The sequence below is a fragment of the Pseudarthrobacter sp. RHLT3-21 genome (assembly GCF_059383495.1).
The window spans coordinates 227029-242610 of record NZ_JBWZCI010000003.1 but is presented as its reverse complement, the minus strand read 5'-3'; the positions used below and the strand labels follow the sequence as shown (position 1 = coordinate 242610).

Below are 15582 nucleotides of genomic sequence, written 5' to 3'. Positions count from 1 at the left end.
TGTAGGCATGGGACACGACCACAGCCACACACACGGGATCACGGCGACAGGCCGGCACCGCAAACGGCTCATCGCCGTCCTCGCCATCACCTTGGCGGTGGTGGTGGTCCAGTTGGTGGGCGCTGCCCTGTCCGGATCATTGGCCCTGCTGGCGGACGCCGGCCACATGCTCTCCGACGCGGCAGGCGTGACCATCGCACTTCTGGCTGCCTGGATTGCGGGACGCCCGGCGAGCGACCAGCGGACCTACGGCTACCAGCGTGCCGAGGTCCTGGCCGCCCTGGCCAACGCGCTGATCCTGATTGTCATCTCGGTGGTCATCTTCACCGAGGCCATCCGACGGATCGGCTCCGCGCCCGAGGTCCACACCGACATCATGCTCTTCGCCGCCATCCTGGGCGCGGTAGCCAACCTGGTCTCGCTGCTGATCCTGCGCGGCGCACACCAGGACAGCCTGAATGTCCGCGGCGCCTACCTTGAAGTGCTGGGCGACCTGCTGGGCTCAGTCGCCGTCATCGTTGCTGCCCTGGTCATCATGTTCACCGGATACCAGGCCGCAGATACGATCGCCTCCGTGCTCATCGCCCTGATGATCCTGCCGAGGGCCTGGAGCCTGCTGCGCGATGTGGTGGACGTCCTGCTGGAGGCGACCCCCAAAGGCGTGGAGGTGCAGATGATCCGCGAGCACATTCTCAGCGTTGACGGCGTGGTGGACGTCCATGACATCCACATCTGGACGATCACGTCCGGCGTGCCGGTATTTTCGGCCCACGTGGTGGTGGAGGACGGCGTCCTTAATGCCCGCGGCGCCGACCAGCTCCTCGACAAGCTCACCACCTGCCTGGGCTCCCACTTTGACACCGAGCACTGCACTTTCCAGCTGGAGCCCGCCAGCCACTCGGAGCACGAATCGCGCCAGCACGCCTGATCGTCGGGCCGAGTCCGCACGGACTCGGCCCGACACGCCGGACCAGATGTGCCGGAATCGCACTCTTGTTGTTTATGTTATTGATGTGACCAGTGTTGCCAAAGTGCACCTGCTCACGTAGCCTCGGACTGCTGGGAGATCAGCAGAGGGGCTCCTTGTGCCGCCACCAGACCTCGCTCCCCCAGCCTTACTGTGTGCGAGGTTCTGCGAATGGGTTTGACCGGATCCGGCCTGAAGGCCGCCGTGCTGTGCACCGCCGTCGTACTTTTCGGCACCATGACCCTCCCCGCCCAGGCAGCGCCGCTGCAGCAGTCTCCGGCTGTCCAGCGCCCGGCGTCGCCGGAGCTTCCCACCCCGGAGGACATCGCCACAGCCAAGGCGAGTGAACGCGCGACGGCGGATCAGGTCGCCATCATCGAACGCCTCCTCGCAGACGCCACCCGCGCCCAGCAAACCACGTTTGCCTTGTCGCTGCAGGCCAACAACGCCTACGGCGAAGCCCTGGTGGAACTGCAGGACCGCAGGACGGCGGCGGAAGTGGCCACGGCCAAGGCCACCGCCGCGACGCACGAGCAGGACAGGACCCGGACGCAGGTAGGCCAGCTCGCCGGTAACCTCTACCGCAACGGCGGGCTGAGCCCTACGCTGGGCACGTTCGTCAGCGGCAACGCCGAAGCCTTGCACCAGGCCGCGACGCTGGAAGCCATTTCGGCCAGCCGGAGCCGTGCCTTCGAATCCGCCGCATCCGCAGCGTCCGCAGCGCAGTCCCTGACGGCCGCCGCCGACGATACCAACCGGGCCGCTGACGACGCCGCCCAAAAGGCTGAAGCCCGTAAGGAAGAGGCCGAACAAGCCAACGCCACCCAGGCCAAGGCCGTAGCCGAAGCCGCGGCGCAGCGGACAATCCTCGTGGACCAACTCGCACAGCTGCGGAACACTACAGTGGCCCTAGAATCAGCTCGCATTGACGCCTTGGACCGCCAGCACGAGGAGGCCAGGCTCGCCGAACTGACTGCGTCTGCTGACCGGGCCGCGGCGAGGCAAGCAGCAGACCGGCCTGCCGCCGGACCGGCCGCCGGCGGGAACCTGCCGGCCGCACCGGCCCCTGCACCTGCTCCCGCGCCAGCCCCAGCGCCAGCGCCTGCCCCGGCTCCCGTCCCCGCACCCGCGCCTGCCCCGGCCCCAGCGCCCGCACCAGCACCCGCGCCTGCCCCGGCCCCGTCGCCGGGCGGCTCCAACGAGACAGCCATCTCCGTGGCGATGTCAAAGGTAGGGTCGCCGTACTTCTACCAATACGGTGGCACCGGCCCGAACGGCTTCGACTGCTCCGGCCTCGTGCAAACGGCCTTCGCCGCCGCGGGCAAGTACCTGCCGCGCACCGCTGCGCAGCAATACGCAGCAGCCCCCGTCCACGTGCCGATCTCCCAGGCACAGCGCGGCGACCTGCTGGTCTGGGGCTCAGCACCGGGCTTCTATCACGTGGCCATCTACCTGGGCAACGGCCAGGTAGTGCAGGCCCTGAACCCGGACGAGGGCATCGGCGTGACCCAGTTGAGCTGGATGGCCGGGATGCAGCTCCACCCTTACGCAGCCCGCTACTGACGCGGCCGGGGCTGCCGTGCGGGACTTCAGCCTCAGCGCTCAAGCCTCCAGGGGTCAAAGCGCAGGACATTAAAGCTCAGAACTTCCAAGCTCAGGACAGAACGTCCTTGGTGACAAACCGGCCATAGGCGAGCGCCCCGAACACCGCCACGTAGCCCGCCTGCAGCAGCACGTTGCTGGCAAAAGAGTCCCACAGCACCGGCTGCCGCAGGACATCAGCGAAGCCGAACCAGTAGTGCGTAAACAGCCAAGGGTGCAGCCATTCCAACTGCGGCAACTGGTCCAGCACCTGGGAGACCACCGACAGCACCACCGTGGCGGCCATCGCGCCCACCGGGACCACCGTCAGGGTGGACAGGAACAGGCCGATCGCCGAGAGTCCGGCCAGGGACACCGCAAGATACGCAGCAATGAGGACCAGCCGCAGCGCGGCCTCAGGGGGCTGGACGACGTCGCCGGACAGGAGCGTCACCGGCCCGACGGGAAACAACGACGCTCCGATCGCTGCCCCGGCAAGAGCCACCGTGACGGGCGCGGCAATGCAGAACGCCAGCGCGCCGGCGTACTTCACCAGCAGCAGGCGGACCCGCCCGGCGGGCGCCACCAGCAGGTACCGCAGGGTGCCCAGGCTGGCTTCGCCGGCGATGGTATCGCCCGCCACCACCCCAATGGTCAGGGGGAGGAACAGCGGCACGGAGACCAGCATCGCCGTGACCGCCACAAACAGCCCGTTCTGGCTGATCCGGTCCAGGAAGGCCGGTCCCCTCCCGGGCGGAACACTTGACGAGAAACGGACGGCGACGGCGATCAGCACCGGTATCGCGGCGAGGGCCACCAGCATGGCCGCTGTCCGGCGGCGCCGGAAAAGCGTCTTCAGCTCAGACGCCAGCAGGGACAGGCTCGAGGCAGCATTGGAGGCACCACTGGCATCTGAAACACCACTGGCACCTGAAGCACGGCTGGCATCAGAACCACTTTTGGCTGCAGGCAAACTCCCGGCTGCCGGAACATTACCGGCATCAGAAGCACTATTGGGCAATGTCGAACCCCTCCCCCGTCAGCGCAACAAAGCGCTCCTCCAGGCTCTCGCGTTCAACGGAAAAGCCCCGCACCCGCACCCCTGCCGCCACGAGCTCCGCCACAATGTCCTCCGGGGCCTCAAGCCGGGACGCAGCCGCGACGGCGGTCAACACGTCCCCGTCCGGTTCAGGCGTTCCGGCCTCAGGGCTTCTCACGGGGGACATGCCCAACCGCAGCAGGACCTCACTGGCCGTCCCGACGTCGGGCGTTAACAGGCGGATCCGTGTCTCGCCTGCCTGGCGGAGCTCCGCCAGCGGCCCCTGGGCCACCAGCCGTCCGGCACTCATGATGGCCGCGTGCGTGCAGATCTGTTCCACCTCTGCCAAAAGGTGGCTGGAGACGAAGACGGTGGCGCCGTCGGCGGCCAGCGACCGGACCAGGCTCCGCACTTCCCGCGTTCCCTGCGGGTCCAATCCATTGGTGGGCTCATCGAGCACCAGCAGTTCCCGCGGCGACAGCAGCGCGTTGGCGATCCCCAGGCGCTGCTTCATGCCCAGGGAGTAGGCGTGGACCCGCTTGCCGGCGGCGTGTGAGAGACCCACCCGCTCAAGCGCGGCAGCAACGCGGGCGGTCCGGGTAGCGGGCGCCGCATGCCGGCTGGCGGCGTCCAGCCGGTGCAGGTTGGCGGTGCCGGAAAGGAACGGATAAAACGCCGGCCCCTCCACCAGGGCGCCCACCCGCGGCAGGACCTCGTGCAGGCGCTGAGGCATCGGCAGGCCCAGGACGCTGACGGTTCCGGCCGACGCCGCGGCAAGGCCCAGCAGCATCCGGATGGTGGTGGTTTTGCCGGAACCGTTGGGGCCCAGGAATCCGAACACGGCACCGTGGGGCACGGCGAGGGCCACCTTGTCGACCGCCAGCTGGTGGCCGAAGCGCTTGGTCAGGCCTTGGGTCTCGATGGTCAGCCCGGCCGTCCCGCTCCAGGAGCCCTCCCCGGCCCCGGTCACGCTGCGCCGGCGGCGGCCTGCAGCCGCTCCGCCGGGACCATCCCGACAAAGATCCTGCCGTCGTCGGTCAGCAGGACGTTGACCAGTGCCGTGGACAGGAGCCGTCCGCCGGGCACGACGACGGCGGCCTGGGACAGGAGCGGATCCTTCAGTATGGATTCAGTCAAGGCAGCCCCTTGGCCGTCTGGCGCCGCGGGGAACCCGATCACGGTTTCCCAGCCCTTGCCGGTCACCGTTGGCTGGAGTGCATCTGGGTGCCGCAGGCTGGCGTCGCTGCCGGGAATCTTGTCCGGGGCGGACTGGTCCGGCGGGGCGGACTGGTCCGGCACAGGGGGCTTATCCGGCGCGGGAACCTGATCCGGCGTGGCGGGCTGGTCCGGTCCCCCGTCCGGGACAACGCCGGGAGTAATCCCTCCGGGACTGGGCGGCAGGGCCGGCACGCCGGGCCGGAGCGGGAGCGGTGGTACCTGCAGCTCCTTGACCGTGGTGCCTGGCGGGGCAACGAAAGTAAACAACGAGTCGTCCGGGGCCGCCAAGGACAGGCTGGTGAAGCCAGCCTCAAAAGCCGGTTCCGCCTGGCCGCGTGCCATCACCGATACCCGCAACGGCATTCCCGTCTCGCCGTCGACCGCGATGGCGACCTTCTCAACCAGCGTCCCCTGCGTCCTCGGCGCCAGTGCCAGGCTGTACGCGGACCGGCCGGCAACTTCGACGTCCGGACCCACCGTCACCTCGGTGGAACTGTCCACAACGGCGAGGAACTTCCGGGCCAGGTCCTCGGGTGTCGGCAGTTCAAGTGGGCCGGGCAGGTCCTTGCCGGGCAGGATGGGCATGGACGGAACGGGCAACGGCAAGACAGGCGTCGGCAGTTCCGGGCTCGGCAGTTCCGGACCGGGCACAGCGGGAACTTCAGGGACCGGAAGCGGCAGGTCGCTGGCGAACGCCGGCAAGGCCAGGTGGGCGGCGCTGTTGTCCTTGGAGTTGTAGAACCACACGTCGCCGTCCCGCCGGATGACGTCCCGTTCAGCCAGCCGGTCCATCACCTGGACCCGCATCTTTGTTGGCCCATCCATAAATATCCGGGCGGTGTGCTCACCCGTTAGGAACTCCAGGATCGAGGCGGCTCCACCAGCCGACACCGGTCCGGAGGTGGGACCGGCTGCCGGCAGTTCGGGCAGGCCGAGCTCGGCGGATTGCTCGACTGTTCCGGAGAATGACCGGGTGCTGTGCTGGCCCAGGAGGGTCAGGACCTCAGCCGGAGACTTTTGTGGCAGCGGATCGCCGGCCCGCGCCGGAATGGATCCCACCAGCACGCTGGCGGCGATCACTGCAGGTACAGCTGCGGCAGGCACCCATCGCAGCCATGCGCGGTTCATGCCAGCCCTGCTTCATCCTTGGAGCCCATACTTCAGATTACGCCTGGTGACCGCCGCGCACACGTCTCTTCTGGAAGTCATGCCGAGGGCTCTCCGGCTACGAAGGCACCACGGTACCGGCGCCGCCGTCGACCGTTATTTCCTGCCCGGTGGAGAGCCGAAGCGTGGCGTCCGGGACGCCCACCACCGCCGGGATGCCGTACTCCCGGGCCACTACGGCTCCGTGGGAATTGGGGCCGCCCATCTCCATCACGAGTCCGCCCGCAGTGAGGAACAACGGTGTCCAGCCGGGGTCCGTGGACGGCGCCACCAGGATTTCTCCCGGTTCCAGGTGCGCGCCCACGGGGTCGAGGATCACGCGGGCAGTCGCAGTGACAACACCGGTCGACGCCGGACTGCCGGTCAGTGCCCCCGGCACCGTGGATGCCGCCGCAGCGTCGCCGGATGGTACGGCTTCCGGTTCCGTGCCGTCCGACAGCAACACCCGGGGTACGTGGCGCCGTTCGAGTTCCAGGGCGTAGTCTGAGCGCCGCTGCGCCACCAGGTCGCGGAGGTCGGCTGTGGAATTGAGACCGGCCCTGGCTTCGTCCAGATCGAGGAAGAAGACGTCATCAGCCTCGGCTACCGCCCCGGCCGCGGCCAGCGCTGCACCGGCCAAGGCCAGTTGTTTCCGCACTTCGGCGAGGCCCACTACCAGCTGGTATTTGGGCAGTTCGCGCAACCCGGCAAAAAGTCTGGCCCGCCGCAGCGCCGCCCGGACCAACGTCCCGCGCAGCCGGCCGCGAATCCGCGCCTCCCCGACGAGGCGGTCAACGCAGGTTTCGGCTTCTTCTGCGGCGTTGCTGAACTGGGCATCCGGTGCCAGCGCGGAACCCTCAAGCCGCAGGTAGTTGGCCAGGACACCAAGGATGTGGGTGGGGTCATCGGACCAGCGCGGCATGCCGACGTCGATCTCGGCCACGGCACGGTGCCCGTACTGGCCCAAAAACCGCGCCAGCCCGGACTGCAGCACGGCGGGCATTCGGCCCGCACGGAACTCCGCGGCCAGCGCGGCGGGTTTCCGGTCCGTCACCGCAGCGCGGGAACCGCCGTCGTTCTTAATCACCTGGGCGAGGCGCCACAGCTCCAGATCCATCTCGGTGGTGACGTTGTTCGGCAGCCCGCGGAGCACCACCTGCAGATCATCCCACCGGCCGCCGCCCAGCAGTTTTCCGACGAGCGCCATCGCAGCGAAACCCAGCGCCGGGAGGGGCAGGATGGACGGAACCACTGAGAAAATGCGCGTGCCGAGCAGGTGTTCTGCGTGGTCCAGCCGCTGCAGCGGGGTGAGGCCGGCGGGCGGCTCGAGGGAGTCGGCGAACTCGCGCGCCCGCCGGTTGGTCCGGCGGAGAGCCGCGTCCGGGCGGAAGACGGCCCGGAGCAGCGTCTCCGGCACCCGCGCATGCACCGCCGCCGGCACAACGTGCCGCAGCAAGCCCAGCGGCGTCCGGCGGGTCACGGAAAACCGCGGGTCCTCGAACACCTTGCGCAACACCGTGGCCGAGCGCGCTTCCATCACATCAAAGACCTTGGGAACAATCCGCCGGCCGGTGGTGCTGCGGGCTGCTGCTGTCAGGTCGAGGTAGATTCGCTGGCCCGCCACAGCATAGGGCGACGGACCCTTGCGTGGCTCGGGCACGTCGAAATACGCCGCGCGGGCCACCGAGGAGGCAATGAGGCGGAACGCTGACAGGCCCATGGGCGTGATGGGGCGGGTCAGGCCCTGCGCCAGGCTGAAGCAAAGGTAAACGCGCGTGCCCTCCCCGGCGGAGGCCCGCTGCGGGACGGGGAACAGCGTGGTGATGGGCCGCGACTGGGTCAGCCAGAGACGTCCGTCGCCGGCGATGGCCCATTCAATGTCCTGCGGCGAGCCGAAGTGACCCTCCACCAGGTGGCCCAGGGCCGCCAGCTCGGCGGCCTGCTTGTCCGTCAGGCAGGCCGCGGCCCCGCCATTGCTGAGCGCCAGCGTCCGGGTGCCGCCGCCGGGGATCGGCCGGACCGCGATGCGTTTGTCCCCAAGCCGGCGTTCCAGCACCCGTCCGGTGAGCGGGTCGACGACGAAATGGTCCGGGTTCACCGCCCCGGACACCACAGCCTCGCCCAGCCCTGGGCTGGCATCGATCACGGCCTGGCGCCGGCGGCCCGTCAGCGGGTTGGCGGTGAAGAGCACACCGGCGGCGGTGGCATCCACCATCCGCTGGACCACCACGGCGAGCGCCACCGCAGCCGGATCGATTCCCCGGCTTGCCCGGTAGCTGACGGCCCGGTCCGTCCAGAGCGAGGCCCAGCAGTCACGCACGGCTTTCACGACGGCGGCGGCCCCCACCACATAGAGGTAGGTGTCCTGCTGGCCGGCGAAGCTCGCCGACGGGAGGTCTTCAGCCGTGGCCGAGGACCTGACGGCCACTGGAACGTTGTCGCCCAGGGCTGCGTAGGCCTGTTCGACGGCGGCGGCCACCTCGGTGGGGACCGGGGCGTTTTGGATAATGCCCCGTGCCCGGGACGCCAGCGCGGCCAAGGCGGGGAGGTCGCCGTCGGGCGTTGCCTGAAGAGCCGCGTGGACCTCGGCGAGCGTGCTGTCCGCGGTGGCCTCGCGGTAGGCCTCCGTGGTGAGGCAGAAGCCGTCCGGCACGGGCAGGCCAGCGCTGAGCAACTCCCCCAGGTTGGCCGCTTTGCCACCCACGAGGGTAACCATTGTTGCCCTGACCGCCGCCAATCCGAGGATGGGAGGCGGGCTGCTGGTGTCAGGCATATTAATGCCTCCTGCCGCGAAGGTGTTGGGTCAGGCTGCGCCGGGGATCGGTCCGTACTGCGCCCGGTCCGCCAGCCGCGGATCGTCGCGGTCCGGAACCACCAGGACCGGACTCTTGGCGTGGTGCAGCACGCCACCGGAGGTGGAGCCCAGGAGCATGCCGGTGAACCCGCCACGGCCCCGGGTGCCCACCACTACGAGTTCCACGTGCCGGCTGGCCTCCACGAGGACGTCCACTGCCGAGCCGTCCAGCAGCTCCGACTCCACGGAAAGCTTCGGGTAGTGGCTCTTGAGCCAGGCCATCCCGGCGTCAAGTTGGATCCGGATGTCATCGAAGAGGGCTTTGCGGTCCATGGGGGCCGGAACCCAGGCCAACGAGCCGCTGAACTGCGGCACCGCACAGATCACTCGCAGGGTTGCCCCGAGCCGTTCAGCCTGGTCTGCAGCCTCCAACACGGCGATCCGCGCCTGCTCGGACCCGTCCACGCCCACCACTACAACGTTCTCGACTTGCTTGTGCCCTGGTTTGGCCTGCTCGGCCCTGATGCGCTTGTCTTCGGTGGTTTCGCCCAGCCGGTCCGAACACACCAGCGGCACCGTGACCGTGGGGCACTTGGCGTGTGCCGGCAGGGCGCTGCTCACCGAGCCCAGCAGGCGTCCCACAAATCCACCACGGCCGCGGGTGCCGAACACCAACAGATCAGCTGTCTCGGACATTTCCAGGAGCACGCCCGAGGCGTCCCCGTTCTCCACGGAGCCGTCAACCTCGATGTTGTAGCCGGAAACCTTGTCCAGCGCCTGCTTGACGATCGCTTCAGCACCCTCGCGGATCACTGAATCATCCACGGTGGCGTAACCGCCGTCCAGCCCGGACGCCGCAAAAATCGGTACTGAATACGCGGTGACAATATGCAACGGGCGACGACGGCGCTCGGCTTCCCGGGCTGCCCACACCAAAGCGCACTGGCCGTGGTCGGAACCATCCACCCCCACAACAATCCCCACCGGAGCCGCCGAATTTCCGGCCCTGTCCTGTTCCGGATCCGGATGCAACTCATGTGCGCCCATGGGGCCGCCTCCTCGCGATACTGCCTTATGTTGCGGCTATTCTGCCAGACGCGGCGCCCTCCGCCCGCACCGGCCGCGATGTGGGCCCCGACGGGCTGGAGAACCCCGCTTCCGCTTCTCACTATTCTCGGTCCGTGGACACTTAGCAAGCGGCCGCGGGCCGCTGGATGGCCGGTTATCCACAGCCCACGGCGAACGGAGCGGGAAGCGTATTCATCGCGGAGAAGAATGTTTGTGTTTGGGCTATCCACGGCCCTGAATGTTCTGTAGTCTTCGAGGCATTGCCGGTCCGCCGACGCCCAATTCAAGGAGCGTCCCGGGCCGGTGCTGCGGCCGGACTTTGGGGGTAACGGAACGCATGCGGGGCGACGCTGCCTGCATCCGAAAGCCTTTGAAGGAGGAAAACTGTAGTGTCAAGCATGCCTGTGAATGGCGGGACCGAACGGACTACCACGGTGATCATCGGCACAGGGCTCTCAGGCCTGGCTGTTGGCGCAGAATTGCGCCGCCGCGGCGTGGACGCCATCGTGGTGGACGGGCTCGACATCCTCGGCGCCGGACAACCGGCCAACACCGCTTCACTGCAGCGCTGCGACGCAGCAGACTCCGACTCCCTCCGGGAACGCAACGAGATCCTCCGCCACCTGCGCAACTACGCCGCCAGCCACCACATGGATGTCCGCAACACCACCCGGGCGGTTCAGCTGACCATGGTGGGCGGCGCATCCGAGGGAACAGCCGCCGGCTCCCCGTCCGGCCAGTGGGAAGTCCACACGCCCAACGGAATCCTGCTGGCAGACAACATTGTGCTGACCCGGTGCGCGCATAGCCAGCTGCGGCGTATGCTCAGCGACTTCGGGATCACGGTTGGCCGGAACCTGGTGGCAGCCATGCGGCAGATCGGCATCTACCTCGTGGGAGTAGGCGAGCTCATCACGCCCTCACCCAAGGAAGTCCTGCGTCAGGCGAAGACCGTGGGTCAGGCCATTTCAGCCACGGTCCACCCGGAAAGCGTCGCCGCCGTCTAGGCCTGTTCGGTTTCGTCGTCTTCGCTGCCTGCGGTGAGGCGGCGCTTCGCGAGGATACCAATGGCCACCAGCAGCCCCACGGCCACTGCGGCAAAGATCACCAGGCTCCAGGGGAACGGCTGGGACGCGCCTTCGGCCGCGGCCGGAGATGCCACGGTTCCCGGCTGCGCGGTTCCCATCGTGGGAATAGCGGCCGACGGCGATGCTCCCGCCGCCGATGTTCCCGAGGGCGCGGCTCCCGCCGCAGCGGCGGTCGCCGTGAAGCCGAAGGTCCCCTCGATCGGGTGGGAATCCGAGCTGACCACCCGCCAGGCCACCGTGTAGGTTCCGGCCATAGCGCCGGCCTTGAGCTTTTGCGTGGCCGTGCTGTCCACGATCTCAACAGCGCCGTCCGCCCACTCAGCACCGGCGGAATCCTTGACGGAGAACTGTGCGCCGATGCCCAACGGGTTCTTGTTGAACGTCACGGAGACCTGCTCCGGCGCCGTGGCCACCGTGGCACCCTGAGCGGGACTGCTGGACTCGGCGGCATCGTGCGCCGAGGCCGGAGCCGCGAATCCCAGCACCGCGGCGGCGAAAACGAACGTCCCGAGCACAACGCTCAGCAACTGGCGGCGGATGGATCGCATAGGTGTACTGCTCCCTTGGGTTGGCGTCCTTCAAGCCTAGGCGAACTTCCGTAGGCGAACTTCCCGGGCACGGGCGTTCAGCCGGCGACGTACGCCGCGAGGTGCTTGCCGGTGAGCGTGGACTTGGTGGCCACGAGCTCGGCGGGAGTTCCCTCGAAAACGACCTTGCCGCCGTCGTGCCCTGCACCTGGGCCAAGGTCGATGATCCAGTCGGCGTGCGCCATGACGGCCTGGTGGTGCTCGATGACGATGACCGATTTGCCGGACACGACAAGCCGGTCCAGGAGGCCGAGGAGGTTTTCGACGTCGGCGAGGTGGAGGCCGGTGGTCGGTTCGTCAAGGACGTAGACATCACCCTTCTCGGCCATCTGGGTGGCCAGCTTGACGCGCTGCCGCTCCCCGCCGGATAGCGTGGTGAGCGGCTGGCCCAGCGTCAGGTAACCGAGGCCGACGTCGACGAGCCGGTCCAGGATCTTGTGGGCCGCAGGTGTGCGGGCCTCCCCTTCGCTGAAGAAGACCTCGGCCTCTGTCATGGACATGGCCAGCACCTCGGAGATGTTGCGGCCGCCCAGCGTGTATTCCAGCACTGAAGCCTGGAACCGCCGGCCCTCGCAGTCCTCGCACGTGGACTCGACCGTGGCCATCACGCCCAGCTCGGTGAAGATGACGCCAGCGCCGTTGCAGGTGGGGCAGGCACCTTCGGAGTTGGAGCTGAACAGCGCCGGCTTCACGCCGTTGGCTTTCGCGAAGGCCTTGCGGATCGGCTCGAGCAGGCCTGTGTACGTGGCGGGGTTGCTGCGGCGCGAGCCCTTGATGGCGCCCTGGTCAACTACCACCACGCCGTCACGTCCTGCCACCGACCCGTGGATCAGCGAGCTCTTGCCCGAACCTGCCACACCGGTCACCACGCAGAGCACGCCGAGCGGAACGTCGACGTCGACATCCTGGAGGTTGTGGGTGGAGGCGCCACGTACCTCGAGGACGCCGGTCGAGGTACGCACGGATCCCCTGACCTTCGCCCGGTCATCGAGGTGTCGGCCGGTGATGGTGTCGCTCCGCCGCAGCCCCTCCACACTGCCCTCGAAGCAGACGCTGCCGCCCGCGGTGCCGGCGCCGGGGCCAAGATCGACCACGTGGTCGGCGATGGCGATGGTCTCGGGCTTGTGTTCAACCACCAGCACGGTGTTGCCCTTGTCGCGCAGCTGCAGAAGCAGCTGGTTCATCCGCTCAATGTCATGCGGGTGCAGGCCGATGGTCGGCTCGTCGAAGACGTAGGTGACGTCCGTGAGGGACGAGCCCAGGTGCCGGATCATCTTGGTCCGCTGGGCCTCTCCGCCGGAAAGGGTGCCTGCCGGGCGGTCCAGCGAGAGGTAGCCCAGCCCTATTTCGGCGAAGGAATCCAGCAGGTGCTGCAGTCCGTTGAGGAGCGGCGCAACCGACGGCTCGTCGAACTCGCGGACCCACTCGGCCAAGTCGCTGATCTGCATCTCGCAGAGATCGGCGATGTTCTTGCCCTGGATCCTCGACGACCTGGCCTCGGGGCTGAGCCGTGTGCCCTCGCACTCGGGGCAGGCCTGGAAAGTGATGGCGCTCTCCACGAAGCGCCGCACGTGTGGCTGCATCGCCTCGACGTCCTTGGACAGCATGGACTTCTGGATCTTGGGGATGATGCCTTCGAACGTGAGGTTGATGCCCTCAACCTTGATCTTGGCGGGCTCGGAGTAAAGCATCGTCTCGAGCTGCTTCTTCGTGAACGTGGCAATCGGCTTGTCCATCGGGAGGCCCATTCCCTCGAACAGCCGGCCGTACCACCCGTCCATGCTGTAGCCGGGGACGGTCAGTGCACCGTCGCCGAGCGACTTGGTGTCGTCGTACAAAGCGGTGAGGTCAAAGTCGGAGACCGAGCCCATGCCCTCGCAGCGCGCACACATGCCGCCCAGGTAGACGGCATTCTGCACCACCGCTTTCTCCACCCGGCCACCGGCCTTCTCGGTGCTCATCACACCGCTGGCCTTCCGCGTCGGGACGTTGAAGGAAAACGCCGTGGGCGGCCCAACGTACGGGGTTCCCAGCCGGCTGAAGAGGATCCGGAGCATGGCATTGGCGTCCGTGGCAGTGCCCACCGTGGAGCGGGGGTTCGCGCCCATCCGCTCCTGGTCAACGATGATCGCCGTGGTCAGCCCTTCGAGGTGGTCCACGTCGGGCCGCGCCAGGTTGGGCATAAACCCCTGCACAAAGGCGCTGTAGGTCTCGTTGATCATCCGCTGGGACTCCGCGGCGATCGTGGCGAACACCAGTGAGCTCTTGCCCGAGCCGGAGACGCCCGTGAACACCGTCAGACGGCGCTTCGGGATCTCGATGCTGATGTCCTTGAGGTTGTTCTCCCGGGCACCCTGCACACTGATCAGATCGTGGCTGTCGGCGACGTGCGCCGCGGGGAGCTGCCGGTCTGTCGATGTGTCAGTAGTCATGGTGTCTCCAACATTTGCTCGGCATTGTGAGGTTCCTGACAGACATTCTAGGCGCGGTCCCCCCGCCCTCTAGGATCAAGTAACCCCCAACAACACATCCCGGAGGACTAATGCTTAAGCAGGGCTCTGCCTTGGACCGGTACTTCAAGATCTCCGAGCGGGGGTCCAACCTCTCCCGCGAGATCCGCGGCGGCTTTGCCACATTCTTCGCCATGAGCTACATCGTGGTGCTTAACCCCCTGATCCTCTCCGGCCCGGATTCCAGCGGCAACACACTGGGTTTTGCCGCAGTGGCCGCTGTGACGGCGTTTGTGGCGGGCATCCTCACCATCCTGATGGGCGCCTGGGGCAGGCACCCCTTCGCGCTGGCCGCGGGCCTGGGCGTGAACGCGTTTGTGGCCGTCACGGTCGCCACGAACCCGGGCCTGACGTGGCCGGACATGATGGGCCTGGTGGTCCTGTCCGGCGTGACCATGATGATCCTGGTCCTCACCGGCTTCCGGACCGCCGTCTTCAAGGCCGTCCCGGACGGGCTCAAGACCGCCATCGTGGTGGGCATCGGACTGTTCATCGCCCTGATCGGGTTGGTCAACGCCGGCTTTGTCCGCCGGATCCCCGACGCTGCCGGCACCACGGTTCCGGTGGGCCTGGGCTTCGACGGCAAGCTGCTGGGCTGGCCCACGGCCGTCTTTGTTTTCGGCCTGATCCTCACCATCGCCCTGGTGGTCCGCAAGGTCAAGGGCGCCATCCTGATCGGCATCATCGCCTCCACCATCATTTCCGTGATCCTGGAAATGACCCTCCACATCGGCCCCAGCTTTGACGGCACCACCGCCAACCCGCAGGGCTGGTCCCTGGTGGCGCCGTCCTTTACGGAGTGGAGCGCCCCGGACCTGTCGCTGATCGGCAAGGCCAACCCGTTCGGCGCTTTTGAACACCTGGGCTTCGTGGCCGCCACGCTGCTGGCCTTCGTGATCCTGCTCAGCATCTTCTTCGACGCCATGGGCACCATGGTGGGCCTGGCCAACGAGGCCGGCACGGTGGACAAGGACGGCAACATCCCGGACGTGGACCGGGTGCTCCAGGTGGACGCGCTCGGGGCCATCGTGGGTGGCGGCGCCTCCGTCTCCTCGAACCAGATCTACGTTGAGGCCGGCGCCGGGATCGGCGAGGGTGCGCGGACCGGCGTGGCGTCCATCGTCACCGGCCTGCTGTTCCTGGTGGCCATGTTCTTCACCCCGCTGATCAACCTCGTTCCGTTCGAGGCTGTGGCTCCTGCCCTGGTGGTGGTGGGCTTCATGATGGTCTCCCAGGTGGGCAAGATCGACTGGCAGGACTGGGGAATCGCCATCCCGGCCTTCCTGACCTTGACCCTGATGCCGTTCACGTACTCCATCGCCAACGGTCTCGGCGTAGGCTTCATCGCATTTGTACTGATCCGGACGTTCCAGGGCCGGGCTAAGGATGTCCACCCGCTGATGTGGGCGGTGGCCGCCGCGTTCCTGCTGTTCTTCGCCGTCGGTCCGATCGAGGCCGCACTGGGCATGCCGTAGCGCCGGACACTGCTGGTCCACTCCGCCTGGACGGCATGTCCTCTCGGCGCTACTTAACCCCTGTTGCGCCTGGTTTCCGGGATTCCGGACAGCCCGACGGCGGCGCTGC

General features: G+C 67.7%; 11 protein-coding genes. 4 read left to right on the top strand and 7 right to left on the bottom strand.

What is annotated here, in order from left to right; all coding sequences use genetic code 11:
* Window positions 1–7 precede the first annotated feature (7 nt).
* Window positions 8–928, top strand: coding sequence for a cation diffusion facilitator family transporter (locus AC50YA_RS05320; protein ID WP_494981302.1), 921 nt, complete (start codon window positions 8–10; stop codon window positions 926–928).
* A 210-nt stretch (window positions 929–1138) separates the two neighbouring features.
* On the top strand, window positions 1139–2530 hold the full coding sequence (locus AC50YA_RS05315; RefSeq protein WP_494981301.1) for a C40 family peptidase: 1392 nt from the start codon (window positions 1139–1141) through the stop codon (window positions 2528–2530).
* 91 nt (window positions 2531–2621) lie between these two features.
* On the opposite strand, the gene AC50YA_RS05310 is transcribed toward AC50YA_RS05315, so the two are convergent.
* The 5 genes from AC50YA_RS05310 to AC50YA_RS05290 form a co-directional block, all read right to left on the bottom strand.
* Window positions 2622–3428, bottom strand: coding sequence for an ABC transporter permease (locus AC50YA_RS05310; protein WP_494981369.1), 807 nt, complete (start codon window positions 3426–3428; stop codon window positions 2622–2624).
* Window positions 3429–3558: 130 nt separating this feature from the next.
* Complete coding sequence (locus AC50YA_RS05305; RefSeq protein WP_494981300.1) at window positions 3559–4557, bottom strand: ABC transporter ATP-binding protein; 999 nt, start codon at window positions 4555–4557, stop codon at window positions 3559–3561.
* Window positions 4554–5933 (bottom strand): LolA family protein, encoded by a 1380-nt coding sequence (locus AC50YA_RS05300; RefSeq protein WP_494981299.1) that lies wholly within the window; start codon window positions 5931–5933, stop codon window positions 4554–4556. The genes AC50YA_RS05305 and AC50YA_RS05300 overlap by 4 nt, the downstream gene beginning before the upstream one ends.
* 97 nt (window positions 5934–6030) lie before the next feature.
* Window positions 6031–8724: a PEP/pyruvate-binding domain-containing protein gene (locus AC50YA_RS05295; RefSeq protein WP_494981298.1), complete on the bottom strand. Its 2694-nt coding sequence runs from the start codon at window positions 8722–8724 to the stop codon at window positions 6031–6033.
* A gap of 30 nt (window positions 8725–8754) precedes the next feature.
* Window positions 8755–9792 (bottom strand): universal stress protein, encoded by a 1038-nt coding sequence (locus AC50YA_RS05290; protein ID WP_494981297.1) that lies wholly within the window; start codon window positions 9790–9792, stop codon window positions 8755–8757.
* Between the two features lie 419 nt (window positions 9793–10211).
* Here AC50YA_RS05290 and AC50YA_RS05285 point away from each other — a divergent pair, with 419 nt between their 5' ends.
* On the top strand, window positions 10212–10820 hold the full coding sequence (locus tag AC50YA_RS05285) for an FAD-binding protein (RefSeq protein ID WP_494981368.1): 609 nt from the start codon (window positions 10212–10214) through the stop codon (window positions 10818–10820).
* Here the strand turns inward: AC50YA_RS05285 and AC50YA_RS05280 are convergent.
* Window positions 10817–11449: a copper resistance CopC family protein gene (locus AC50YA_RS05280; RefSeq protein ID WP_494981296.1), complete on the bottom strand. Its 633-nt coding sequence runs from the start codon at window positions 11447–11449 to the stop codon at window positions 10817–10819. The genes AC50YA_RS05285 and AC50YA_RS05280 overlap by 4 nt on opposite strands.
* Before the next feature lie 77 nt (window positions 11450–11526).
* Complete coding sequence (locus tag AC50YA_RS05275; protein ID WP_494981295.1) at window positions 11527–13920, bottom strand: ATP-binding cassette domain-containing protein; 2394 nt, start codon at window positions 13918–13920, stop codon at window positions 11527–11529.
* A gap of 110 nt (window positions 13921–14030) precedes the next feature.
* Between AC50YA_RS05275 and AC50YA_RS05270 the strand changes: the two genes are divergently transcribed.
* Window positions 14031–15473: an NCS2 family permease gene (locus AC50YA_RS05270; protein WP_494981294.1), complete on the top strand. Its 1443-nt coding sequence runs from the start codon at window positions 14031–14033 to the stop codon at window positions 15471–15473.
* Window positions 15474–15582 lie beyond the last annotated feature (109 nt).

Bases quoted from the DNA above. Each gene is read 5' to 3' on its own strand.
- AC50YA_RS05320 (WP_494981302.1), top strand. From the start codon at position 8: ATGGGACACGACCACAGCCACACACACGGGATCACGGCGACAGGCCGG.
- AC50YA_RS05315 (WP_494981301.1), top strand. From the start codon at position 1,139: ATGGGTTTGACCGGATCCGGCCTGAAGGCCGCCGTGCTGTGCACCGCC.
- AC50YA_RS05300 (WP_494981299.1), bottom strand. From the start codon at position 5,933: ATGAACCGCGCATGGCTGCGATGGGTGCCTGCCGCAGCTGTACCTGCA.
- AC50YA_RS05295 (WP_494981298.1), bottom strand. From the start codon at position 8,724: ATGCCTGACACCAGCAGCCCGCCTCCCATCCTCGGATTGGCGGCGGTC.
- AC50YA_RS05290 (WP_494981297.1), bottom strand. From the start codon at position 9,792: ATGGGCGCACATGAGTTGCATCCGGATCCGGAACAGGACAGGGCCGGA.
- AC50YA_RS05285 (WP_494981368.1), top strand. From the start codon at position 10,212: ATGCCTGTGAATGGCGGGACCGAACGGACTACCACGGTGATCATCGGC.
- AC50YA_RS05280 (WP_494981296.1), bottom strand. From the start codon at position 11,449: ATGCGATCCATCCGCCGCCAGTTGCTGAGCGTTGTGCTCGGGACGTTC.
- AC50YA_RS05275 (WP_494981295.1), bottom strand. From the start codon at position 13,920: ATGACTACTGACACATCGACAGACCGGCAGCTCCCCGCGGCGCACGTC.
- AC50YA_RS05270 (WP_494981294.1), top strand. From the start codon at position 14,031: ATGCTTAAGCAGGGCTCTGCCTTGGACCGGTACTTCAAGATCTCCGAG.